The organism is Paenibacillus antarcticus, assembly GCF_001637225.1.
GTDB lineage: Bacteria > Bacillota > Bacilli > Paenibacillales > Paenibacillaceae > Paenibacillus_AQ > Paenibacillus_AQ antarcticus.
The window spans coordinates 184,920-210,349 of the sequence record NZ_LVJI01000007.1; the positions used below are offsets into that span (position 1 = coordinate 184,920).

The following is a 25,430-nucleotide window of genomic DNA, read 5'->3' on the forward strand; positions in this document are numbered from 1 at the left end:
TTATGGACATTATTGCAAATCTTCTTAATGGCTCACTCGTGTTTTCTACGGCCTTAATTTTCGCTGCACTTGGTGGACTGATTTCGGAACGTTCGGGTGTCATTAATATTGGTATAGAAGGGTTCATGGTATCCGGAGCTTTCTTCTCCGCGGTTACGGCTTATTATGCAGAAGCGGCAGGTTTTGGTGCAATGTCGCCATGGATCGGGTTGATTGGTGCCTTTATATTTACAGTTATTTTCTCAAGTATTCATGCTGTTGCCTCCATTAAGTACGGTGCGAATCAGGTGGTTAGTGGAACGGTTATTAATATTCTTGCCGCGGGTTCTACGTTCTTCTTGGTCAAAATGATTTTTGTAGGCTCGGCTGAAACTCCGCTATTAACGAATGTATTTCATAAGGTAAGGATTCCTTATTTAACCGACATTCCTTTTGTAGGAAAAGTATTCTTTAATGCCTACCCAACAACGTATGTTGCTATTGCATTAGTTATTGTTCTTCACTTTATCTTGTTCAAGACACCAAGCGGACTAAGACTTCGTTCCGTTGGCGAGCATCCAAATGCAGCTGCTACGGTTGGTGTGAAAGTAAATCGCATGCGTTATATAGCCGTTATTTTGAGCGGTTCCGTGGCTTCACTTGGCGGAGCAACCATTGTTATGACAATGAACGGCAACTTTGCTCATAATACCATTGCTGGACAAGGTTTTATTGCACTGGCTGCCGTAATCATTGGGAAGTGGAATCCCATTGGAGCTATACTTGCCGCTTTATTGTTTGGTGTAGCACAAGCGGTAAAGGATCAATTCCAGATCTTTGAATTTGCCGCTACTATTCCAACTGAGATTTTCTATATGCTTCCATACCTATTAACCCTTGTTGTCTTGATTGGAGCAGGTGGTAAGTCTCGAGCACCTAAAGCATTAGGCGAACATTATGAAGTTGGGAAAAGATAAGCAGAAATAGATATGAAGAATGCATATTATCATGAAAGCTGGAAGTCATTAAGACCTCCAGCTTTTTATTTAGCAGATTTCGATATTATGTTGATGAAGAAAAGCATAAACCTTTCAACATAAGCAAAAGGTGGTGTCTCCCTATGAATAACAAGTTAGATGAATGGTTTCAAATACAAGCACACCAAACGACGATACGTACGGAAGTTATTGCAGGACTCACTTCCTTTATGGCGGCAGCCTACATTATTGCAGTGAATGGCGCGATTCTGAGTACGGTAGGTATGCCCTACGAAGCTGCGACCCTTGCCACAGCAATCACGGCCATCGTCGGTTGCTTGTTCATGGCATTTTGGGCTAAATCGCCCTTGATCCTCATTCCGGGTTTAGGAGATACCTCATTCTTTGTCTTCACGTTAGTATTCTCCATGGGACTTACGTGGCAGCAAGCACTTGCTGCAGTCTTTGTAGCCGGTATCGTATTTACCCTGACTTCGATTAGTAGATGGGCGGACTTTCTATCCCGCTCCATTCCAAAGTCTATGATAAGCGCAATGACTGCAGGGATCGGGCTTTTTATCGCTTTTCTCGGACTCAAGAATGGCGGACTTATTGTGGCAAGTGAAAGTACGTTTGTTGCATTGGCTAATTTCAATGATCCCAAAGCTTTAACTACGCTTCTTACCTTGCTTATCACTTTGCCGCTTTTCTTACGCAATGTGAAAGGGAACTTTCTCATTGCGATCATTGGAGGTACGATCATTGGTGCCTTGCTTGGCATCGTTGACTTTTCCGTTTTGCGTGATTTCAGTTTTTCATTCAGTGGGTATCAAGAGGTATTCTTCGCTTTTGATTTCAGTGCCATAAATACGGTTAATTTCTGGACTGCGGTATTCTCCTTATCCATGATTATTATATTTCAGAATATGGGTACCCAGCTTGGCATGCTTCCAGATAAATCGAAGTTTCGGAAGTCTTTTCAGGCCAATGCCTTTTCCGTAATAAGTGCTTCATTGTTGGGATGTAGCCCCTCAACCACAGCAGCTGAGACTGCAACAGGTATTGCTGCGGGTGGCAGAACAGGGTTAACCTCCCTGACAACGGGACTTCTGTTTATTCCAGCTATGTTTCTCATTCCACTGTTTAAAGTGATTCCTAATAGTGCCATTGCTCCTGTGCTCATTATCGTGGGTTGTCTCATGTTACAAAGTATCAAAGATATAGACATGAGTGACTTTACACAAGCTTTCCCAGCCTACTTAATGATCGCAATCATGCCTTTATCCTTTAGTGTCGCTAATGGACTTGCCTTAGGGTTCATTGCTTATCCGATTGTTAAACTAGCCACTGGACGAAGAAAAGAAATATCGGCTACGATGTACGTGATCGCCTTCTTCTTCTTGCTATACTTTGTACTCGGAGCGATATAAAGGTTTCGTCATAAAAGCAAAAGACCCCATTCAAGGGGTCTTTTGCTTTGCTCTATATGAATCTGAATCGTGCCCCAACAAATCCACACTCTCATTACTTTGAGATTAATCACCAAGCCAGCGGGTTGAATGAAGGTTATTTGTTTAACAGCATGATAGAGGCATCATTAATATCGTATAGCTTGCCCTTATTGCTATTTACAAGTTGAATAATTTGCTTGTAGGCTAATCCGCTTGTTGGTGCGATTGCATCAAGAATAACCTTATTTGTTGTAAGCTCTGCAATCATTTGTTCAAGAAAAAATCCAGCTTTTCCTTGTGAGGTACCTTTATCGTGAACAGGCGCGTCCGTTATAAATATGATTCTTTTGGAATTCTTGCTACCAGACAACTTATTAACTGCCATATGAATGGCTTCTAGTCCGGATTCTTCCACGTCTACTCCGCCACTAGCCACCAACTTATCTAAATTAGTCTTTAATACATTTTTATTGTTTGTGAATGAGAAAAATTCTAAATCTTTATGATACCGATCCACATAATTAATATCTCGATAAGCCACAATAGCAAATTTTGATCCGGACGGGACGGAATCCACGAATTTTTTAACCGTTTCTTTTATATAACCAATGATCTCTCCCATACTACCCGTAGTATCAATTACGAATACGATGTCAGTGGGAGCGGTAATACTATTCGATATTTTTTCTAAAATAGGCGAAGAGCTGGACAGATCGGATTTCGCTTCTTTCTCGCCTTCAGCAGTTGTAGGGATAGTTGGTTCTTTTTGAAAAACAACAACTGAATTAGAAGCAAGGTTCCACTCTACTATTCCACCAAGTGCCTCGCTAACAAATCGAATCGGAACCATCGTACTTCCATTAATTAATTGCGGAGCTGCACTCAAGGTAATAGGAACACCGTTCACGTAAGCGATCTTGGAGCCCATCGTTAATATAATGGTTTTTCCTTCTCTTGTTGCAGTCACCATTTGGGTGGAGTTGTTCCATTTTACGGTTGCCCCTAAAGATTGGAAAATCGCCCGGAACGGAACGAGTATATTTCCACCTACATTTACAGGTGCTTGCGCATAAGTCTGCTTGTGTCCTTCAATATACACTTGAATATGTTGAGGTTCATTGTTAATCGGAACAAACAGAGGAATTGAAGCTGCCAAGCCACCTGATTGATTCACTGTTTTCAAATAAAAATAGTATCCTCCTGAAGGCAGGCCGAGCTTACTTAGAGAATAGGTTAAAGATTCGCCCGGTTTAATGCGGATTCGTCTAACGACTTCCCCATTTGCGTTTTTGACCATAATATAGGAGGTATAGGTCGGCTGTAAGGCCGCAGATGTAATATTAACAATGAACGTTTGATTGATATTCAACGTAATATGGCCAGGGTAGCTTTCCCCCTCAGGCACTTGAAATTCCGATTCAACCTCTTTACCTGGCGTTATAGCTCCACCTGATGAGGGACTTTCTGTTGTTTCACCGGCGGATGCTTGGGTACCGGCAATAGAAGTAACCGGAAAATAAAAGTACATTTTCGAATTAGCACCCGGTGCCGAGCGCTTTTCTGATATCGTGATGGAATTGTTCGTATAATTAAAAGTGAACTCAGAGGCACGAACTTTCGTTCCGTCTATGTATAAACTGACATTCTTGCTCGAACTCAAAAGATAATTGGTAGTTAATTTAAAAACACGTGTTGAGCCATCCCCCTCAGGAAGGGCATTTCCAATTTGGGATTTGCCTGAAATCCCTTCTCCCCATTCAAACGTTGGGATTATTAAATATTTAATAGAAATCTCTGCCCCACTGTCGGGAGCTTTATTCATTGTTATGGCGTTGCTTTCATAATCAACCGTATACTTCTTAGCATCGATTTCTATTTGATTGATATACAAACGAAGATTGGTATTACTGGATGTAATTTTATTGTCAGTCGTAAATTTAAAAACACGTGCTTGTCCATCCCCATCATCGAGGAGATTCACAAGGTACTCGCCTTCTCTAAATTCATGCAAGCCATTAGCGCTTGCATTTCCTGCCCACAATTCCAAGCTCCCGGCAAGCATGATAAAAATCATGAACAACAGGATCCCTTTTCTATGCTTCATATTCTTCTATCACTCCATTTACGTAATTCATGGTTGGTCTATTATCTGCAACCTATTTCTGTGCGTGGAAAGGGTAGCCGACAACTCACTTTACCATACATATCAGTACGCTTATAGTTAAATATTACCTTTTATATGTAATGCATGTCGACTGAAACATCGATTACTTATAATGATTACCTTAGGTGGTGGGTTGCTCGTTAGCACATTTCTTAATTCGCCATTAACATGTAGAAAGGGCATCCTTTTGGTTGCCCTTCATTTAGAAATATTCATTATTAGGTGCCTAAATTTCACTTTAATACTTTTGAAAGCTCTGTAAAAATAACCCCCAACGCATACGCTCCTGCATCAGGATAACCAATACTTCTCTCACCAGCGGTGCCGGCCCTACCCATTCGAGCCACAATCGCCTCTGTTTGCTTAGCACCTTCTACAGCAGCATTCGCTGCCTTCGTTGATGCTACCTTGATATCATCACCCTCAAGGGCACTCTTTGCCCAAGACTCAGCATAAGGAGCAAGCGAATCAATCAACGTTTTGTCTCCCACAACAGCGCCCCTGCCAAATGCTCTCTCTCCTGTGTCTTGTATTCCTTTAACGATAGCTCCCATCATCTGGGCTACCTCGCCAATGGATAACTCTTGTTTATTCCCAACATTCTTACTGGCTGCTCGAAATGCGGATCCCCAGATTGGGCCCGATGCACCTCCACAGTGCTCCATAATAATGAGAGAACAGGCGTCTAGGAAACTTCCTATATCCTTCGTATGGTTCGTGATCATGTCATGCCATTCTGTTTTCAACTGCTTGAATCCCTTCGCTACACTCATACCAAAGTCTCCGTCACCCGCATGAGCATCTAACTCACAGAATGGAATTTCATTCTCAATAATGATTTCACTCATTATATCGATGAGATACATGACATTATTCAAGGAGAATTTATCATCTACAATCGTTGCAAAATCTTCATTCGTCTCACAACTAAAGGATACAGACGTTTTCACATCTTCATCCAAGACAACTTCAGTGTAATTCACTTGCTCAAAAACTCCACGAACAACGAAAGCTGGCGTATCACATTCTTCAGCCAATAACCCTTTTAATTGTTCGTCTAGCTTCATAATCGAGACAGACGCCCCGGCCATATCTATACTTGTCATGTAATTTCCAACAAACACTTTGTAGACCATCATATTTCTAGAAGATAATTCACGGATTACGGCGTTATTCAATACATATAATTCTTGTAGTGGCGTGCCTCCAAAACCATTAATCAATACGGCAACTTCCTGCTCAGCCTCACGATCTACCTTCAAATGTTCCAATAAGGCGCTCACCATTCTCTGTGCCAATTCATCGGCGGAGGCTATCGCTTCTTTACGAATCCCCGGTTCCCCATGAATACCTACTCCGTACTCCATCTCATTGTCTTCAAGGGTAAACGTTGGTGATCCCTTGGCAGGAACCGTACAAGAGGTGAACGCGAATCCTATACTTTTCGTATGATCTATCGCTTTTTGAGCCACTTCCTTCACTTCTCTTAACGTCTTACCTTGTTCAGCAGCTGCACCGGCTATCTTGTGAACCAGAACCGTACCTGCAACGCCTCTTTTTCCAACGGTATAAAGACTATCTTCAACCGCAATATCATCATCCACTTTAACGAAATCCACTTCAATGCCATCTTCACTTGCAAGGTGAGCCGCATTCTTGAAATTCATGATATCACCGCTATAATTCTTGATGATTAATAATGTCCCTTTATTGGAACCCGTGGATCGAATCGCTTGGTATACTTGGATCTGTGAAGGGGAAGCAAATACATCACCACAGACCGCTACGTCAAGCATCCCTTTTCCAATAAATCCAGCATGTGCAGGTTCATGCCCGCTCCCACCACCGCTGATCAATGTTACTTTTTCTTTGTTCATTTCCTTCTTCTGAATGATCTTGTACTTACTATTAAACGTTAAGTTGGGATGTGCTAGAACTAAGCCATTACACATCTCTCTAACTAGCGTATCTGGCTTATTAATTATTTTTTTCATGTGATTCATCCTAACGTAATTTATATTGTCGACCGAGTTGATCGGCTACCGTAATCGCTGCTGCCACCGCTTCTTCTGTGATTGGAAATGGCATCGAATGAATTGATTCTTGTGGAAGACAGGCTTTGCGAGCTACACTTAACACCTCTTCATATGAAAAGCTATCTACCCCTATGTCTGCGAGGCAGACGGGTAGACCCACCGCGGTACAGAATGCTAACACATCGTTCAATTCATCTTGATCTGCATTTTCCAGAACCAATTGTGCTATCGTACTGAAGGCTACCTTTTCACCATGATAATAATGATGCGTCCCTTCTAATGAAGTTAAGCCATTATGAATGGCATGCGCAGCGGCTAGACCTCCACTTTCAAACCCAAGTCCAGATAAGAGGATGTTAGCTTCAATAATATTCTCTAGTGCAGGCGTGACTAAATTACAATCACAAGCGAGCTTTGCCTGAACACCATCTTTCAACAATGTTTCGTAACAGAACTTAGCAAGTGCTAGTGCCGTATTGGTGCCTTTAGCATCACCACATATTCCTTCATTAACCCCACATGGTAATCCTGCATTTACGTTAGCATAAGATCTCGAGGTTGCTCTAGCTTCGAAATAAGTAGAGAGTGCATCCCCCATACCCGATACAAGAAATCTTGTAGGCGCATTAGCAATAATCGTCGTATCAATCATGACCACACTAGGGCTTTGTTTGAAATACGCATAGTCATCAAACTGCCCATCCGGTGTATAGATAACAGCAGAGTGACTTGTTGGTGCATCGGTGGCTGCAATCGTTGGTACAATAATTAATGCGACACCTTCTGCTACGCACTTCGCTGTATCAATAGCCTTTCCTCCACCTAATCCAATCGTACAAGAACAGGCATGTTCTTTAGCCAATGCTTGCAATCTTTTCACTTCTTCGCGTGTGCACTCCCCGTGGAAGTTACTTTCGATCAGTGAGATATTAAATGTATTTATAGTAGACTCCAGTTTAACTCTTACCCGATTCACATCATCTGGATGAGCAATGAGTAGTGCCGAATCCCCGAATGTCTTGACGAAATACCCTAAGTTTAAGAGTTCATCTTCTCCTTGAACATACTTCGTTGGACTAATAAATGCTTTTCTCATCAACTATTCCTCCTATATCATCCTATGAATCTTGTAGCGCGGGTAGTTATCACGGATCTGTCCCTACCTATATACCCATTTCGAGCATCAGGATATGCAACCCATCCGTTTATTAGTCTATTCTTCCGTTCAAAATTGTATTCTTATATAGGGAGCCGAACCTCTCGTATAGACCTTCTTAACTGAATAACTCATGTAGTCCTCTCCTTCAGTTGGTAACTCACAAATGCTAACTTCCTACCGTCAGGCGACCACGAATTGACATTAAGCGTTCCCTGACCACCAAACAGTTGAACGAGTGTACGAAATTCACCGCCTGAACTAGACATGACTCGAATTTCAACGTTTTTGTTAGGTGGATGATCTTCTGGATCTACATCCCCTGTTTGGTATGAAATATACGCAACCGACTCACCATCAGGTGACACATGCGGGAACCAGTTATTACTGTCATCAATGGTCATCTGCATAGGTTCACTCCCATCGGCGTTCATTCGCCACACATGCATAAATCCTGTTCTAACAGAGTTGAACCAAATATATTTTCCGTCAGGCGAGTATTCTGGGCCATCATCTAATCCCGGGGAATCTGTCAATTGAACTTCCACCCCACCGTCCACCGCAATGGTGTAGATATCATACTGACCGTTACGTTCGGCACAATAGGATAGTGTCCTACCGTCAGGTGACCAACCGTGAAGATAACTTGGTGCCATAGGTGTAATTAGTCTAGGATTACCACCTTCCATAGGAAAGATATATATCCGGGACTGCCCGTCCTCTTGCGTGTGATGGCTTACCGCAATATGCGAATTATCGGGAGACAACACATGGTCATTATTACAGTGATTCACATAGTCGGAGTCGATAACAATGACTTCACTCGTCTCCATATTGAAGGAATAGATGCGACCCAGACTGTTGTAAATAAGTCTCCTCCCATCCATAGTCCAATTTGGGGCCTCAATAAGGGAATCAAATTGAGCCAGAACGATACGTTTACCTGTTTGCACATCCACAGTTTCAAGGAAGCTAATGACATTTCGATCTTCTATCTTGCTCATTTCCTTCAAAGTATTCACAGTATGTTCTCCTTCTTGTAATTATCGAGGATAAGTTTATTTGACGTGCTATATTTTAAATCTTCTATACTACTTGCCTTAACCCTTTACCTTATGCCAAATTAACACAAAACCTTACATCAAACTGCGATAAACGGCATCCATGTCAATAAAATCTTCGTTTTGCGAAATATTTCGATAATATTCTCAAAATAAGACTTAAAAATAGAGGATTTTAAAGGAATATGTTGAAACCCCTAAAGTGGAAGAGAGTTGATCAGGCTCATAATGGGAGGCGCAATATGCTACAAAGAAATAAAGACAGTAAGACCTCTGTTAGAGGAAGCCGTTCAGATGAACCTGAGCCTATAAATAAACGTACCTTCAGCCCTCTGTTGGCTTCCGCAAAAATAGCCGGAATCTACTTTATCATAGGGTGTGTGTGGATACTGTTAACGGATAGAGTCGTGTCCATATTCACGCACAATACTGAATTGATCAAGCTCATTAAGATGATCATAAGTTGGTTGTTTGTCTTTATGACGGCTGTACTCATCTTCGGTCTAATTCTAGGGACGCTCAAGCGTATCAAAAAGATCGAACGGAAGCTGAAGATCGCTTATAAGGAACGAGTTTCCTCCCATGATAATCTCGAGTCTATGTACGAGCAAATCACAGTTACCGAGGAGGAACTCAGAGAGCAATATGATCAACTGGTTGAGAATCAACGCAAGCTTACCGAAAGTGAAGAGAAGATGCATCATCTAGCCTATCATGATGTATTGACTGGCTTACCCAACAAGTTGGCCTTATTCGAGAATGGTGACGCTACAATACGTTCAGACTCAAATACTGCTTCAGCCTTGATGTTTGTGGATATCGATAATTTCAAATACATCAATGATACGATGGGCCACGAATTCGGTGACCGTCTAATTGTTAAGGCAAGCGAAAGGCTCATCTCCATTGTGGAACATAGCGGTGAAATCTATCGGTTTGGCGGCGATGAATTCATTATTCTTTTACATCCCATGGAGAACAAAGAACATATACACGAGATTACAGCCCGCATTCTTGCAGGATTCAAGAAAGCAGTTGAGATGGAAAGTAGTATGCTACATATCAGCATCAGTATCGGAATAAGCATTTACCCAGAGCATGGCAATAATATTATGGAGTTGGTTAAGCGTGCAGACATTGCTATGTATAAGGCGAAAGAAGCTGGTAAGGATAAATTCGTTATATTTGATTTTCCCTTAAATGATATCTTCGTGGAAAGAATGAACATTGGGAAGCAGTTATATACGGCTATGGAACAAAATGAATTTGAACTCTTTTATCAGCCACAGGTGGATCTGACACAGAACAAAGTAATCGGTCTAGAAGCACTATTACGCTGGAATAGCCCAGAACTTGGCGTTGTCTCTCCACTTAAATTCATTAAGGTAGCCGAGGACTCACATCTCATTATTCCTTTAGGGGCCTGGGTTGTACGCACAGCCTGTGCATATCTAAAGGGTCTTCATGATCAGGGATTTGAACATCTAATGATGTCTGTCAATATTTCGATGTTACAGCTACTGCAAACTGACTTTAATGAAATGATTATGAATACACTGAACGATTGTGGCCTGGAGCCACAATATCTAGAGCTCGAAATAACGGAGAGTGTTCTCGTTGAATCCTATGATCATGTGATCGTTAAGCTGAATGAACTACGAGAACAGGATATCAAGATTGCACTGGATGATTTCGGAACGGGTTATTCTTCTTTAAGTTACTTAACCCATTTGCCAATCTCTACTTTGAAGATAGACAAGTCCTTTATTGATTCCATCTCTACGGGAACAAATCAAGCAGCATTGGTAGAGCAAATAATCATGATTGGCAAAAGAATGAACATGTGTGTCATTGCAGAGGGCGTGGAGCAATCGGTACAATTGACGTACTTGCAGGAGCAGGGCTGTGATCGGATTCAGGGCTATCTATATAGCCGACCACAATCAGCACTGGCCACAGAACAGCTACTGACCCAATGGGAGAATACTGGAATCGGTATACCAATAGAAGAAGACCTCAGGACAACTAGATAGAAATACAATGACTTACTAATCTGGATAAGAAGGTGTACCTAATTGGGTTTTACTGTATGGATCGACTTAACGTTGTTTATCGCCTTATTTATACTATTCGTATACGTATTTGCTTCAGTGACAATCACTAACCTACATAAAGTCTATTTAATCTTTCATTTTGCCATGATGTTATGGCCTTTCTGCCAGTTCGCCATCAAAACAACGGATAACCCCAGGATTCAACTATTTTACGTGAAGTTCGCATTTATAGATTTATCTCTATTAACCATTGGATGGCTTCTATTCACGATTTTTCTCACAGGCCAGTTGCATTTTTTACGCAAAAAAATATCATCACTTATATTTGTACCTGTGATATTCATAGCCATTGGTATCATTATCAATCCAAACGAGTTATTTGTTCGCCCCATGTACGGCGGTTATATCGAAAGAACATATGGACCAATATTTTGGTTCACTGTTACTATTCTGATTACCTATGCTATTATTTCGCTTTATATTATATATTTAGCACTAGCATCAAAGAAAACGGCCCGTATAAAAAAACAAGTATACCATGTGCTTCAAGGTGTTTCGATGCTGACTGCATTTGTATTATTAGATATATTGTTCAATGTTGTCTTAGCTCAATCTCTACCGGGAGTCATTCCAGGACTGACTTCACTAGGCATTTTACTATCTGCTATCTTCTTTGTAATTGCCATTCACCGCGATAAAATATTTGATATTGTAACTATCGCTCATCAAGATATTATCGATACTATCGGACAGGGAATTCTAGTAATCGATGATAACGAAATCGTTGTAGAAATCAATCAGGCACTACTTCCCCAATTCAACTTACATATCGGAGATCACTTCGATATCGAAGACTTTCTCCCAAAGGAACATGTTTCTAGCCATTTAAATATATTCTTGCATACTTATCGAGAAGAACCTTTGGAAAAAGCAGAAATTGAATTGTTCTATCCTGATTTCGATCGATATATCAACCTTCATGCTGCACCTATAAACGTTAGCCAAATCATGGTTGGGCGAATTATTACGATTCAAGACATGACTGAGCTTCATCGGCTCGTTGATGAGACAACCCTTCAGAATGGGTTCCTACAAGAACGTAACATAGAGCTCATTGGGATCCAAAATGAATTGTTTCAAACCAACCGAAAACTTAAACAGATGGCCATAACCGATAGCCTTACCGGTTGTTATAATCGCCATTACTTAACGCAACAGCTAGAGCACGAGATCATGGAAAACATGAAATATCAAACACCGTTTACGATATTCCTAATCGACATCGACTTTTTTAAATCCATCAATGATACTTACGGTCATTTAATCGGTGATATCGTGATATGTAAAACTGTGGAAGTAATCACACAGTCGCTACGTCAGTCTGACATTATCGCCCGATATGGAGGAGAGGAATTTATCGTTTATTTGCCCAATACAAGTCAAGCACAAGGAAAACTCTTAGCTAAGCGGATGAAATCTACCGTTGAAATGAATCAATTGATCATCGACAATATTCCTCATCCATTATCGATTACGATAAGTATCGGATTGCTATCCCTTAATAATTTCACAATTAAACAAACGAATAATCCCACAATTCATCTAAATGATATGTTTCAATCGGTGGACAAAGCCTTATATCAAGCCAAAAAAGAAGGACGTAATCGCATTGTTAGTATTGTAAAATAAAACAAGGGCACCTGAGTAAGGTGCCCTTATGTTCAAAAATATACCGCTATCCTCTTTATGACTCCCCCGTGTCTATCTTAATTCTCATTCCAAAATCAGAAGATTTATTCATCATTGCATGATTCAATTTCCCTCTCAGACTTATTAACCATTCAGGCTCGTGATCCCATTGTTCTACCGATGATTTTAGAATACGAGTGTACCCATATAGATTAGCAAACCGCCTACAGGCAGGCATGATAGAAGAGAACTCTTCTGAGATGTGATACTCCGTAAGATATCCGTCCATAAAGCATTGTTTCTTATGTTCGAAATACTCAGATGGAATATAATCTTGCAGACTATCAAGTGCCTGTTCAACATCCATTGCATACCAGTGATACATCGCATCATCGAAATCAATTACGTTACAAGAATCGGTTACCTCATCATAGAAAACATTATCATACTCAAAATCATAGTGAATGAGTCCGAAATTACCTTTTGTAATGGGGATGGAAGAGAAATAATCTTGTAATAATTTCACTTCCTCCAAAGCTTGCGTCTCTTCTGGAAAATCGATAAGAATGTCCTGAATCCATTGTAAAACATCACTATAAGACCATCTCTTATGAGCCGTAGGTGTATATTCGCTAGATAGTTGATGAAGCTTTCCTAAAGCCAGTCCATGGCTGAACACAATAGCATCACTGAAATCTGTATTGTTCATCTGTACACCCGAGACACGCTTGAATACAGATGCATAGTACTCACCCCATGGCGTGTGTGCTTTTACAAGCTCTTCTCCATTTCGAGATACCACCGATTCTAGCACTCCATAACCTTGAGCCCGCAAGTATGAGATAAAATCCAGTTCTGCTAACATGTTTTCTTTAAACTTCTCTATTGTAGGAGCAAACCTTAATAATTGGTTGTTCCCTCTACATTCAAATGGATAAATCGCATTTGAAGATATTCTATAGTACTTAAACAGTTCAATCGATTCTTTATCAAATTCCCAATGGCTCAGCATCATTTCTGCCAAACTCTCATTACTGAATAGATACTTCAACTTCAACACAAGCAACCAGCTCCTCATCTATTTGTGCGCGCAAAAAGACCGCAAGGCTATACCTGCGGTCTACGTAATCCTAGATTATGAGAAAGAGTGTACAACAAATACACCCCTCCTTAATAGGAAAAAATAATCAGCAAATCCCTTTATAATGGCAGACTACTTCTGTCTGCCTACAATATTCAGTTCATAATCACCTTAAGAGAAACAGTAGTCGTTATAGTCCGGCGTGTCATGCCGATCACTCCCTTCACATTCATATTATTTCCACATTACACCATATTGATTATAGAATAAATACCCAGTTTTATAAATAACATATCAGAAATAGCAGTACGTGTTATACGCAGGCATGGACAATTGACCCGATGGATCGACTCGCGATTCATTCGGGCCTACTCAATTACCTATTTATGTAAATATATTTTGATTATTTGTCAAAATATGTTCAATAATAAAGGATTTCGAAGAAGTTTGTTGAAGGTTTCTAAAGGCTAGATAGTGGGGGGCACAATATGCGGCGAAGAATTAAAGTCAAAAGAACCAAAGATGCGGGAGCACACTTAAATGAGGAATTCGAACCGGCCCCAATAAAAAGAATCCTTAGTCCACAGCGGAGTTCTTTCAAAATTGCAGGGATTTATTGTATTATAGGGTCCTTATGGATTCTATTAACCGATAGATTGGTTTCCATGTTCACGCAAAATATAGAAACGATCAAACAGATGAACTTAATCAAAGGTTGGTTCTTTGTAGTAATAACCGCCGGACTTATCTATATGCTAATTCTGCGTACACTCAAACGTATCAGAAAGATTGAAAACAAGTTAGGAGTCTCCCAGCAGGATAAGATATTTGCTAATGAAAGCCTCACATCTGCATATCAGGCAATTATTGCTACTGAGGATGAACTCAGACAGCAATACGCTCTGCTACTTGAAAACCAACACATGCTTTATGAAAGCGAAGAAGAAATGCATCATTTAGCCTATCATGATGTATTAACTGGCTTGCCCAATAAGTTGGCATTATACGAGAATGAATCCAATACTGCCTTTGCGGACTCCAATGTCATCGCCGCACTGATGTTTCTGGACATCGACAACTTTAAATATATTAACGATTCTATGGGTCATGAGTTCGGCGACCGCCTAATTGTTAAAGCAAGCGAGAGACTTCTCTCCATTATAGACAAGAAAGGGGAAGTCTTTCGGTTTGGCGGCGATGAATTCATCATACTATTACATCCTATGAAGAATAAAGAGGAGATAAACGACATTGCTGCCAACATCCTAACTGGGTTTAAGGAAGCCGTGGAGATAGACAATATTCTTTTACATATCAGCATCAGTATCGGAATCAGCATTTACCCTGAACACGGAAGCGACATTATGGAGTTAATAAAACGCGCCGACATTGCCATGTATACGGCAAAAGAAGCCGGTAAGAGTAGGAGTGCTGTTTTTGATCATCCATTGAATGATACGTTCATGGAGAGGATGAATATTGAGAAGCATTTATATAAAGCTATGGAGAACAATGAGTTTGAACTTTTTTATCAACCTCAGGTGGATCTTTCACTGAATAAAGTAACCGGTTTAGAAGCACTTTTACGTTGGAATAGCCCCGAGCTAGGATTTGTCTCACCTTATAAATTCATCAAGATAGCAGAGGATTCGCATCTTATTATTCCTTTGGGAGCATGGGTTCTACGCACAGCCTGCGCTTTCCTGAAAAGTCTCCACGAGAAGGGGTTAACGGATCTCAGTATGTCCGTCAATATTTCTATGCTACAAATATTACAAACTGACTTTAATGAGATGGTTATCAATACACTACAAGCTTGCGATCTTTCACCTAAATATCTGGAACTCGAACTAACGGAGACTGTTCTGGTTGAATCTTATGATCATGTGCTCTATAAGCTGAATGAACTAAGAGAACACAACGTCAAAATTGCACTAGACGACTTCGGTACTGGCTATTCTTCATTAAGTTATCTGACCCACTTGCCCATCACCACTTTAAAGATAGACAAGTCCTTTATCGATTCCATTCACACTGGAACACATCAGGCCGTGCTAATAGAGCAAATTATTATCATTGGTAAAAGAATGAACATGTGTGTTGTTGCAGAGGGCGTGGAGCAAACTTTACAGTTGGAGTACTTGCAGCAGCAAGGCTGTGATAAAATTCAGGGTTATATATATAGCAAACCACAATCAGCACAGAACGTAGAACAATTACTACTCGAATGGGAGCATACCGGAATCGGTACCCCAGTTGACAACATATGTAATAACAACAAACAAAGAAAACGGCACTCATGTACATGAGTGCCGCGATTCAACGCCTCTTAAATTGTGCGTCCCTATTTATATCTTTTTAACAAATTCAGATTTTAATTTCATTGCTCCAAAACCATCTATTTTGCAATCAATATCGTGGTCGCCATCAACCAGACGAATACTTTTTACTTTTGTCCCTATTTTCAGGACAGATGAACTTCCTTTTACTTTAAGATCTTTGATGATTGTGACCGAATCACCATCGTTCAAGACATTGCCGTTCGCATCTTTAACAACCTTAGTATCTTCAGTATTGTCGGACTCCGATTCTAACGTCCACTCATGAGCGCATTCTGGACAGATCAATAGACTTCCATCTTCATACGTGTATTCTGAATTACATTGTGGGCAATTAGGTAAGCTAGACATAATAGTATGTTCTCCATTCGTTATGTGAATTTATTAAGGCATTCCTTATATGCTTATATACTGTCATATTCTTCTCATATTGACAAACCCTTATTATGAGTTACACATTCATCATAACTTTTGTTATTCCATAATTGTTTAAATGAATCGCAGTGATCTATTAAATAATCAAATTCACCCTCACCAACAACAGAACCATTCTCTATCACAAGGATCTTGTCGACTTCTTGTATGAAGTTCAACCTGTGCGCAATAATGATGACGGTTTGATCCTTAAATTCTTTTAGAATCGTGTCCATAATGCTTCTTTCCGTCATATTATCAAGAGCCGACACAGGTTCATCCAGTATTAATACATTTCTTTTCTGTGATATGACTCTAGCAAATGCTAACCGTTGTCTTTCCCCTCCTGATAGTTTCATACCTTTCTCACCGACCAACGTGTCTAATTGATCTGGTAAAGCTAATACTTTCTCTTTCAAATGAACTTTGTCCAAAATAGTATATATCTCTTCGTCTGACATCATATGATCAAATACAATGTTCCCCCGAATAGAGGTATCAAATATAGGCGTTTCCTGTGATAAATATGAGATGTGATCATAATAACTATTCAACTCAATATCATCCATATCCATGCCATCCAATACAATATGACCTTCATTCTTCTTCAACAATCCTATTATTAATTTAATAATAGTGGACTTTCCACCCCCACTTAATCCGACAACAGCAACTGAAGTTCCTCGTTCGATTGAAAATGACAGGTTGTTCAATATCTTAACTAGCCCATATTCAAAGGATACATCTCTAAACTCAATATCACCTTGAATCTCAGTAATCGCTACACCAGATTCTAAGTTCTTATCCTCAGGAGCATAAATAAAGTCCTCAAATCTGTTATAAGTTATTCTATTCAGTCTGTAATCTACAAATAAAATATTAAAAATAGCAATCGGCGTATAAATTTTATCAATAAACATAAATAATGCGACCACAACCCCAAGCGATATCTCGCCTGCTATGATGCTTTTTATACCATAAATCAATAAAATGACTTTTAAGATCGTGATAAATATTTCAAAGATAGCAAAGAAGGATTCATGTATCATTTTTAGTTGAACACTTTTGCGGATGATATGACGCGCTGTATCGTTTAATTTATTGATCTCTTTGTCATAACGCTTATTTGTTCTGAACACGACCAATTCCATAAATCCACGTATGGAGTATCTAGACATATTCTCTTGTTCCTTGAGTATCGTAGACTTTATGCTATACAAATATTTCAATAGTAGATTGGTTACAACAAAGATAACTACATATCCACTCGCTATCACTAGCATAATCCTTATGTCATAGAAGCTAATAAAGAATAAGCTAAATAGAATGGTAGGTATTAACTCATGTAATGTTCTCAGGAAAAAAGAAAAGATAATACTATTTCCAGCTGATGCACCATTCTCAATCACTTTTATCATTTGTCCGGTGCCTATGTCTTGATACGCTTGATAATCGATTCTTGATATTTTGGATAATGCAATAATTTTTAATCTTTCTGTGATGCTATTCGATAAATATACGCTAGGGTATTCATCGACATAATTAAGGATAACCATCCCGCCTAGCACGATTCCATAGATCATGATCAAATTCGATATTTCACCTAAACTGTTTACTACCACGGCCATGTCTAATATTTGTTGGAAGATTACAATACCTAGACTACTTAACAATTGAATTATGAATCCTAAAAAAACATATGCACATATCCACCATTTCAGATGCAAAAGACACTTAGTTAACATGATATATAATCCCCTATCTCATAAATGAGTATAAAAAAACCAGGGTTGCCTCGCATTTTAACAATAAATAACCAAAATTACATACATGCCTAGTTATTTACGTTAAATAGCTTAGTGCCCTGGCTCTACAAAATGACTGCCCGACACCATTCAAAGTTCTAGTCTCACTCCAATCAAAAGGACATACGATCCCCTTGATAGCTGGCACGCGTATTACCCAGCCCGATAACTAGTTACTTCGAACGATACGGAAAGACATCCATTTCACCTCATTTATAAGATAGATCATATTATATATCTCAGATAAATATTATTCAATATTAACCAGTTCTTGTGACTAGGATTGATCTTTGCGATATCCCTGGGTAAGTGCATGGTATAGCGTTAGTAGATCTGGCGTGTCCTCTAAATCCTTTTCTATATTTGGTATCAAAGTAATATAATCATCTACACGTTGGCTGGATTGCGAAGAAACCTTACCTTTGCTCCTCGCATCTTCTTTTAACCCAACAACGGTAAAGACATCATCGAGTCCTACCATTCGAGTGAATTTAATATCGCTTGTCCCGATATACCCCTCCGAATCACTGCCTATTCCTGCAAACAGGTCATCTCGATGGATGAATGTAGAGTAGACTTTATTTCCCTTCTTAGGATATGCCACAAAGAGATAACCATCTTTATTGAGGTGCTCATGTTCAATCACTCGATCAACTAGTTCCTTTAATGAATACATATCTAACACAAAGGCAAATATGAGATCATATGAATGCTCCTTGAGCGTAATATCATACCCTGTCAGTTCCGACAAATAATTTGTCCCTTCAGGTTGATCCAATACCGCAACTTGAACATATTTCTGTAAACTCAATTTCTCTACTATCGATTTAGCCATTATGCTGTAGCTCCTTATCAAACTCATCTCTCAAGCTTACTTACATAGAAATAGCGTTATCTTAGAATATAATTTCTTTGTCTCATCTTCATAATAAGTTTATACTGATACCATATTTATTGTCGAAATATCCGTAGAAATAAACGCCATAACGCACATTTCAAAAACATTACTTTATTTTGGAGGATACTATCATGAAATATAATTTTGACACTACGATTGCAAGAGAGAATACCAACTCCACCAAATGGGATCCTGCTATTTTCAAAAAAATGAGAGGTTTTGACGGAGATGGCATACTGCCACTGTGGGTTGCAGATATGGATTTCCGAGCTCCGGAAGTCATCATAGATGCTTTAAAGACAAGAGTAGAGCATGGGATCTTTGGATACAGCTCTCCGCTTGAAGATTACTATGCAGCTCTCTCTTGGTGGCAGAAATCGAGACATGACTGGGAGATTAAAGAAGAGTGGGTTACGATTACACCTGGGATAGTTCCTGCATTAAACTTCATGATTAGAGCCTTGTCCAATGAAGGAGATCAGGTCATCATTCAAGAACCCGTATATTCTCCATTCAGAAGTACAGTTGAGAACAACAATAGAGTCGTAGCAAACAATCCTTTACTATTAGTTAACGGTAATTACGAAATGAATTATGATCAGTTGGAACGATTGGCTAGTAATCCATTGACGAAGATGCTTATCCTGTGTAGCCCTCATAACCCCATGGGAATGGTATGGAGCAGCGAACAACTCCGTAAGATGGGCAAGATCTGCAACCAGAACGGTGTCATTGTGATATCTGATGAAATTCATAACGATTTGATTATGTCAGGAAATAAACATATGACATACGCTCTATTGGGAGAAGAATTTGCGAATAATGCTGTCATCTGCACGGCACCTAGCAAAACTTTTAATATAGCGGGACTACAAACTTCAAATATTATTATCCCTAATCCTAATATAAAAGAAAAAATCGATCTAGAGATAGAGAAGTCTTCCCTTACGGAACAGAACCTATTCGGAATCGTGGCAACCACAGCAGCGTATTCGGAAGAAGGGGCTGAATGGCTGGATCAGTTATTAACGTACTTGGAATCGAATGCGGACTTTATTAATCAGTTCGTAAAGGAAAGAATGCCTAATGTTAGATTCATCAAACCACAGGCTACTTATTTGGCTTGGTTGGATTTCAAAGAAACAGCAATCTATGAAGAGCTGGATAAAAAAATATTAGAAGAGGCGAAGGTTCTGCTGAATAATGGAACTATGTTCGGTTTAGGTGGTGAGGGTTATATGCGAATTAATTTCGCCTGCCCGAGATCAACTCTAGAAGAGGCATTAGAAAGAATCGCTACATTGTTTGAATAGACAATAAGGACGATTAATACAGATGGCGCAACCACGGGTACTGTTCAAATTGATGCGCCTGAACCAGAAACTTATGAGAGGCTCAACTATTAAAAAAATAGTTGAGCTTATTTTTATTTTATTCCAGAATTAATTTTATATTGATAGATATTTCAGATATACTCGCTTGGGATCATTATCGCATAGACCCCTACGACAATTAAATAAACTGAAATAAATGATCCCAACTCAAATTACGTTATTTCAGTCCGACCCGGTTCATCCTCCAACAACTCACTCATATAAGGACTTAAGAACACATGATTAGGATCCATCTGTTCCCTTATTTCTTCAAAGTGCTGCCACATGGGATAACGTTTTTTTAAATCAGCTGCTTTAAGTGTATGCATTTTACCCCAATGGGGTCTGCCTTCATAGCGAAGGAAAATTTCCTCCATCACTTGGAAATAACGTTCATACGGCATACCGCGGTACATATGGACTGCGATATAGGCAGAATCACGACCGTAAGCCGGACTCAACCAAATATCATCTGCCGCTACATATCGGCACTCTATAGGGAAATGAACATGGAACTTCTCCCGCTCCATTGCCTCTCGCATTTCACGGATTACCGCAGTCATACAATCAGCGGGAAGACTATATTCCATTTCATTGAAACGAACCGTTCTTTGCGTTGCAAATATGTTATGGCTGTAATTTGCTTTCGTCATAATCGGTACACTCGATGCACTTATTCGGCTTATCGTAGAACTCACTGCGGGGAACAGTCTACACATCCCCGATAATAGACCAAATAACGTATTTTCAATGAGTCTCTCATTCACAAAGTCACTCACTTTATTAATCGATATTGGACTCCCCGTTTCATTCATCAGCTTGACCTGACAGGCCTCCGCATAAGGAAACCAAAAGAACTCAAAATGTCGATTTCTCTCGATCAATCCCGGTAACTGCGTCAAACAGTCACTCAAATCCATTCGTTTACTTTCATAGGAGAGTACATAAGATTTCCTTAATCGGAGCTTTACCTGAACGATAATCCCTAGTGTACCAAGAGAAACTTGCAGCGCTTTAAATACGTCAGGATGTGATTGCTCTGTACACTCCATCACTTCTCCCAAGCCATTCACAACGGTTATTCCTATCACTTGAGTAGCGATACTGCCCAAACGATGTCCCGATCCATGGGTTCCTGTGCTTATCGCGCCTGCAATCGACTGAACATCAATATCCCCCAGATTTTCTTGAGCCAATCCACTCTCGTGCAGCAATTCACCTAACAGCTTTAATTTTGTTCCTGCCCAGACGACAGCCGTCGCTTGGTCGACATCCATACTCACAATGCCTTGCAAACCGTCCAAGGATACGAGCACCTGATCGGAGGCAGCAACAGGCGTGAATGAATGTGAGGACCCAACCATACGTAAATACTTCCCACCTATAACACATTCATTATGAACAATCTCTACAATCTCATCTATCGTTGTCGGATACTTAACCAATTCAGGAGTTGCAGTGACGGATCCCGACCAATTAGTCCATTTCTTCCGGCGTTCTGTCATAAGAAGCATTCCCCTTCTCCACGGTAGGTTAAATACTCGTCAACGATGAATCCTCCAGATATCGCATACAGCTTGGAAAAGCGTTCACACAATTCCCCTGCCTTAGCATGACGGAAGAATATGGGGTCCCCTAGTGCAAGCTGTACACCTTTTGGACATCGAAGAGGCGTCTGCACTTCTCCTGCCCCTTCTAACGAAATCAGCTTTAATCCCTCAGGCAAATACGGTTGCGGAGCTTTATCCATTCCAACAACACCTGATGCTGTGTATCCTCCACCTAAGCAGGTCACCATATCTGCTCGAGGCTTTCGGACAATTTCCACTGCATAGCCAGCAGCAGGCAAATATTGAAATCCAGCATAATGATCAAATAACGTCGGAGAATAAAAACCAGAACCCACGGTTATCTCCGTAACACCCCGTTCCAATCGGGAACTACTCATACTTCCTGTACCGCCAGCGTTTACAAATCGCAATCCCACTCCTAATGCTTGAATACCCTGCAATATTTCCTCACGTCTGTTCATGACTTCTCGAATGGACCCTAGCTTCAATTGCTGGATAACTCTATTCTTTAACCATTGCCCAGCGGTATGATCCGCAACACCGGCGATCTGTGCTTCGTAGCCCATTACACCATCCAACCTTACCCACTTCGATTGCGTAATCCGTTCAACAATTGGCTTAGCTCGTGACCAAGAAGCTACTGGTGATCTCCATATACCGAAATGTAATCCCGGATAATCGGTGGACATATCTATATCCAGACAGACAGCCGCTTGTATGCCTAATGTTGCTGCAAGCTGCTCTATATGTTCCACATGTTGAATCGAATCCACCATAAATACAATCATATGGCCACGATCAGTCGCCTGTAATAGATTAATAATGTCGTTCTTATCCCATACGGGATATCCTAGTAGCAAATCATCAAAGCCATTCCGAATTAGAAAGTCAGCTTCTCTTGCCGTATAACACATCACACCCTGAAAAACATCGTCCGAATTGAGAATGCGGCGAAGAATCTCTACGGACCTTATGGATTTACTTGCAACACGTACCTTCTTGTCCCCTGCTGCAATTGCAATGGCTCTAACGTTGTCATCCAATAAGTCAAGATTCACATAAGCAAAGGGCTTAGCCACCTGCGAGAAAATCTCTTTATACTGCTCATAATGGGGGAGTTGAATAGGCCATCCTCCGTTCTATGTATATATCATCCTCCATACATCGTATTCTTCACTTTCTAATAGAAGAATTCTTTTTATTCGTATAACGAAATGAAAGGGCGCCCTTGTGGACGCCCTACGAAATCATTGCTTATTAATTACCTTTCCAATAAAAGAATATATGGACCATTGTGGGAAGACGTTCCTCATGTCATCACGGTGTGGGAAAACCTTTTGAATGTGACTTTCCATTGACACCGCAGGTTTTTTTCACTAATAATTAAGAAACAAACCGCAGGAAAGGTGACACAAACCATATGATACAAGCGATCATTTTTGATTTGGACAATACTCTTTATTGGGACAAACGCTCGAATGATGAAGCTTTGAATGCCACTTGTCTCTTGGCATCGAATGATATAACAACCATTTCTCCCGCTAAGCTCAAATATGACATCATCCGGGAAGCCGAGGTACAATTCACCAGTTCCACTTTTTTCGAATTCGCTAGTTCCATAGAAGTCACAGCACTGGAAGCACTTTGGGCTCGATTTGATGCAGGAGATCATCCGATGTTTGATACAATGCGGGTTGAAGCTCCCACCTACCGATTTAACGCATGGCATGCGGCCCTGCAACACTCAGGTCAATATAATCCAGACTTAGCGCTACTTCTTGCCGAACGTTATCCCGTAGAGCGTAGAAAAAGGTCTTTTATTTATGATGACATGTTCGAAACACTTACCCTGCTTCGTTCCAATTATCGCCTTCTCCTGTTAACCAACGGAACGCCAGATCTACAGCAAGAGAAAGTGGACAGCGTCCCAGAACTGGCTTCTTTTTTTGAACATATCATTATTTCAGGTGATTTCGGAGAAGGTAAACCTTCAGAATCTATCTTTCGCCATGCTATAGGTTTACTCAATCTTGAACCACATGAAGTCGTAATGGTTGGAGATAATCTGTACACCGATATACTCGGAGCCAATCGTTCCAATATTCCGAGTATTTGGATCAATCGTTCGAATAGCCCTAAACCCGACCATATACATCCAACGCGTGAAGCTCTAAGTTTAAGTGAACTTCATCCCCTACTACTCTCCATGTAACTTCACACACTAAAATACATAAATAAAAAGGGCATCCGATTTGGGTGCCCTTTCGTCAATTCCTTATACTTATTTCAGCCTAAAACTCCCTGTGACCGGGTTATGATCACTGTTCTTAAAGCTCAGATCGTGCCCCTTCACACTTACAACCTCGATGTTGGGAGATACGAGAAAACCATCAATGACAGCGAGGAAATTCACACCCTTTTGATAAGGTATATCAAGCGTCCTTACGCTAGGAATCGTTGGATCATTAGCCCATTGGAAGCCATCTGCACTGAAGGTTTCGGGGAATGATTGTAGCCATTCCGGCCACCCCTGCTGTGAAGCGAAATTATTTGGATCTGTTCCAGGGAGGGAATGATTCCAATCACCGCCAATCACGAGATAACTCCCCTTCTCTGTCTCCTGTCTAATATAATTCGATAGGAAGTCCAGTTGTTGCTTGCGAATTACACCACCCTTATCAAACGCTGATAAATGTAGATTAATCAATACTAATTCCTTGCCGTTGTCTACTGGGAATCTGCTTGCAATAAATGCACGGTCTAATTCCATCTGTTGCACAGGCCAGCTTTCCTTCCCAGGAAGATCGAATCGCGTATTGGATGTACTCTGAAACGTGGACAACGTGAGTAATCCACTTTCTACTGAACCCATCGGATGCAACACCGGAACGGGTACCCATGACACCTTATAATTGAGTGCATATGTACGACTGTATTCTGGCAGTAACTTCCCTAGTTCAGCAACTTCATTAATATAATTGCTACGGGAGGCGTTCTTGTCGACTTCCTGCAGTATATATATATTGGACTGGGTTTCTTTCACAACAGTACCAATAGACGATAGATTCTCTTCTGTCTGCTCTTTGCTACTGGAACGTGACATCGTTCCGCCATCCATGAAGAAGTCCTGTCCCTGATCAAGCCCCGCATAACCAATATTGAAGGTCGTGACTGTGAATGGTTCACCTTGCTTCAGCTCACTGCCGTTGTTATTATCCGTCTGGAGCTGTATTTGCGCGGCCGGCTTGTAATCAACCGCCGTAACATAGATAAGAAATATAGCGACAATTGCAACTAATATGACTATGATCCAACCTAACCACTTTAAAGAATTCTTGATCATGGTTATTATCCTAACCTCCCTTGTTTAAGTAGCTCCTCA

General features: G+C 40.4%; 18 protein-coding genes. 7 read left to right on the top strand and 11 right to left on the bottom strand.

Annotation, left to right across the window (positions count from 1 at the left end; genetic code table 11):
- Positions 1-2 precede the first annotated feature (2 nt).
- Both PBAT_RS06575 and PBAT_RS06580 read left to right on the top strand, forming a co-directional pair.
- Positions 3-956 (top strand): ABC transporter permease, encoded by a 954-nt coding sequence (locus PBAT_RS06575; RefSeq protein ID WP_068647761.1) that lies wholly within the window; start codon positions 3-5, stop codon positions 954-956.
- Positions 957-1,099: 143 nt separating this feature from the next.
- Positions 1,100-2,386, top strand: a complete 1,287-nt coding sequence (locus PBAT_RS06580) for an NCS2 family permease (RefSeq protein ID WP_068647763.1) — start codon at positions 1,100-1,102, stop codon at positions 2,384-2,386.
- 136 nt (positions 2,387-2,522) lie between these two features.
- Here the strand turns inward: PBAT_RS06580 and PBAT_RS06585 are convergent, their stop codons facing one another.
- The 4 genes from PBAT_RS06585 to PBAT_RS06600 all read right to left on the bottom strand — a co-directional run bounded on the left by PBAT_RS06585 (position 2,523) and on the right by PBAT_RS06600 (position 8,785).
- Entirely contained in the window at positions 2,523-4,511 is a 1,989-nt protein-coding gene (locus PBAT_RS06585; protein ID WP_068647765.1) for a stalk domain-containing protein, read from the bottom strand.
- A 293-nt stretch (positions 4,512-4,804) separates the two neighbouring features.
- Positions 4,805-6,565 (bottom strand): dihydroxyacetone kinase subunit DhaK, encoded by a 1,761-nt coding sequence (gene dhaK, locus PBAT_RS06590; protein WP_068647766.1) that lies wholly within the window; start codon positions 6,563-6,565, stop codon positions 4,805-4,807.
- 10 nt (positions 6,566-6,575) lie between these two features.
- Positions 6,576-7,703, bottom strand: a complete 1,128-nt coding sequence (locus tag PBAT_RS06595) for a glycerol dehydrogenase (RefSeq protein WP_068647768.1) — start codon at positions 7,701-7,703, stop codon at positions 6,576-6,578.
- A gap of 191 nt (positions 7,704-7,894) precedes the next feature.
- Positions 7,895-8,785: a TolB family protein gene (locus PBAT_RS06600; protein ID WP_246168328.1), complete on the bottom strand. Its 891-nt coding sequence runs from the start codon at positions 8,783-8,785 to the stop codon at positions 7,895-7,897.
- Positions 8,786-9,066: 281 nt separating this feature from the next.
- Here PBAT_RS06600 and PBAT_RS06605 point away from each other — a divergent pair, with 281 nt between their 5' ends.
- The gene (locus tag PBAT_RS06605; RefSeq protein WP_068647770.1) at positions 9,067-10,857 is read left to right on the top strand and encodes a putative bifunctional diguanylate cyclase/phosphodiesterase; all 1,791 of its coding nucleotides are present in this window, start codon (positions 9,067-9,069) and stop codon (positions 10,855-10,857) included.
- A 42-nt stretch (positions 10,858-10,899) separates the two neighbouring features.
- Positions 10,900-12,567: a histidine kinase N-terminal 7TM domain-containing diguanylate cyclase gene (locus PBAT_RS06610; protein WP_068647772.1), complete on the top strand. Its 1,668-nt coding sequence runs from the start codon at positions 10,900-10,902 to the stop codon at positions 12,565-12,567.
- Between the two features lie 55 nt (positions 12,568-12,622).
- On the opposite strand, the gene PBAT_RS06615 is transcribed toward PBAT_RS06610, so the two are convergent.
- Entirely contained in the window at positions 12,623-13,627 is a 1,005-nt protein-coding gene (locus PBAT_RS06615) for a phosphotransferase enzyme family protein (protein WP_068647774.1), read from the bottom strand.
- Positions 13,628-14,136: 509 nt separating this feature from the next.
- Here PBAT_RS06615 and PBAT_RS06620 point away from each other — a divergent pair.
- Positions 14,137-15,957 carry a putative bifunctional diguanylate cyclase/phosphodiesterase gene (locus PBAT_RS06620; RefSeq protein WP_068647776.1) on the top strand — a complete coding sequence of 607 codons (1,821 nt, stop codon included), beginning with the start codon at positions 14,137-14,139 and terminating at the stop codon, positions 15,955-15,957.
- A gap of 39 nt (positions 15,958-15,996) precedes the next feature.
- Here PBAT_RS06620 and PBAT_RS06625 read toward each other — a convergent pair whose 3' ends face one another.
- The 3 genes from PBAT_RS06625 to PBAT_RS06635 all read right to left on the bottom strand — a co-directional run bounded on the left by PBAT_RS06625 (position 15,997) and on the right by PBAT_RS06635 (position 19,041).
- On the bottom strand, positions 15,997-16,338 hold the full coding sequence (locus PBAT_RS06625) for a zinc ribbon domain-containing protein YjdM (protein ID WP_068647778.1): 342 nt from the start codon (positions 16,336-16,338) through the stop codon (positions 15,997-15,999).
- Positions 16,339-16,412: 74 nt separating this feature from the next.
- On the bottom strand, positions 16,413-18,146 hold the full coding sequence (locus PBAT_RS06630; RefSeq protein ID WP_068647779.1) for an ABC transporter ATP-binding protein: 1,734 nt from the start codon (positions 18,144-18,146) through the stop codon (positions 16,413-16,415).
- Positions 18,147-18,483: 337 nt separating this feature from the next.
- Positions 18,484-19,041 (bottom strand): hypothetical protein, encoded by a 558-nt coding sequence (locus tag PBAT_RS06635; protein ID WP_188016989.1) that lies wholly within the window; start codon positions 19,039-19,041, stop codon positions 18,484-18,486.
- Between the two features lie 194 nt (positions 19,042-19,235).
- On the opposite strand from PBAT_RS06635, the gene PBAT_RS06640 reads away from it, so the two are divergent.
- Positions 19,236-20,417 (top strand): MalY/PatB family protein, encoded by a 1,182-nt coding sequence (locus tag PBAT_RS06640; RefSeq protein ID WP_068647781.1) that lies wholly within the window; start codon positions 19,236-19,238, stop codon positions 20,415-20,417.
- A gap of 233 nt (positions 20,418-20,650) precedes the next feature.
- Here PBAT_RS06640 and PBAT_RS06645 read toward each other — a convergent pair whose 3' ends face one another.
- Together PBAT_RS06645 and PBAT_RS06650 are read right to left on the bottom strand one after the other, a co-directional pair.
- Positions 20,651-21,991: a D-arabinono-1,4-lactone oxidase gene (locus PBAT_RS06645; protein ID WP_068647783.1), complete on the bottom strand. Its 1,341-nt coding sequence runs from the start codon at positions 21,989-21,991 to the stop codon at positions 20,651-20,653.
- Complete coding sequence (locus tag PBAT_RS06650) at positions 21,979-23,127, bottom strand: amino acid deaminase/aldolase (protein ID WP_246168327.1); 1,149 nt, start codon at positions 23,125-23,127, stop codon at positions 21,979-21,981. Before PBAT_RS06650 ends, PBAT_RS06645 begins: the two co-directional genes overlap by 13 nt.
- Before the next feature lie 341 nt (positions 23,128-23,468).
- Here PBAT_RS06650 and PBAT_RS06655 point away from each other — a divergent pair, with 341 nt between their 5' ends.
- A complete protein-coding gene (locus tag PBAT_RS06655) occupies positions 23,469-24,260 on the top strand; it encodes an HAD family hydrolase (protein WP_068647787.1) in 792 nt (263 codons plus the stop codon).
- A 69-nt stretch (positions 24,261-24,329) separates the two neighbouring features.
- Here PBAT_RS06655 and PBAT_RS06660 read toward each other — a convergent pair whose 3' ends face one another.
- Positions 24,330-25,391: an endonuclease/exonuclease/phosphatase family protein gene (locus PBAT_RS06660; protein ID WP_068647789.1), complete on the bottom strand. Its 1,062-nt coding sequence runs from the start codon at positions 25,389-25,391 to the stop codon at positions 24,330-24,332.
- Positions 25,392-25,430 lie beyond the last annotated feature (39 nt).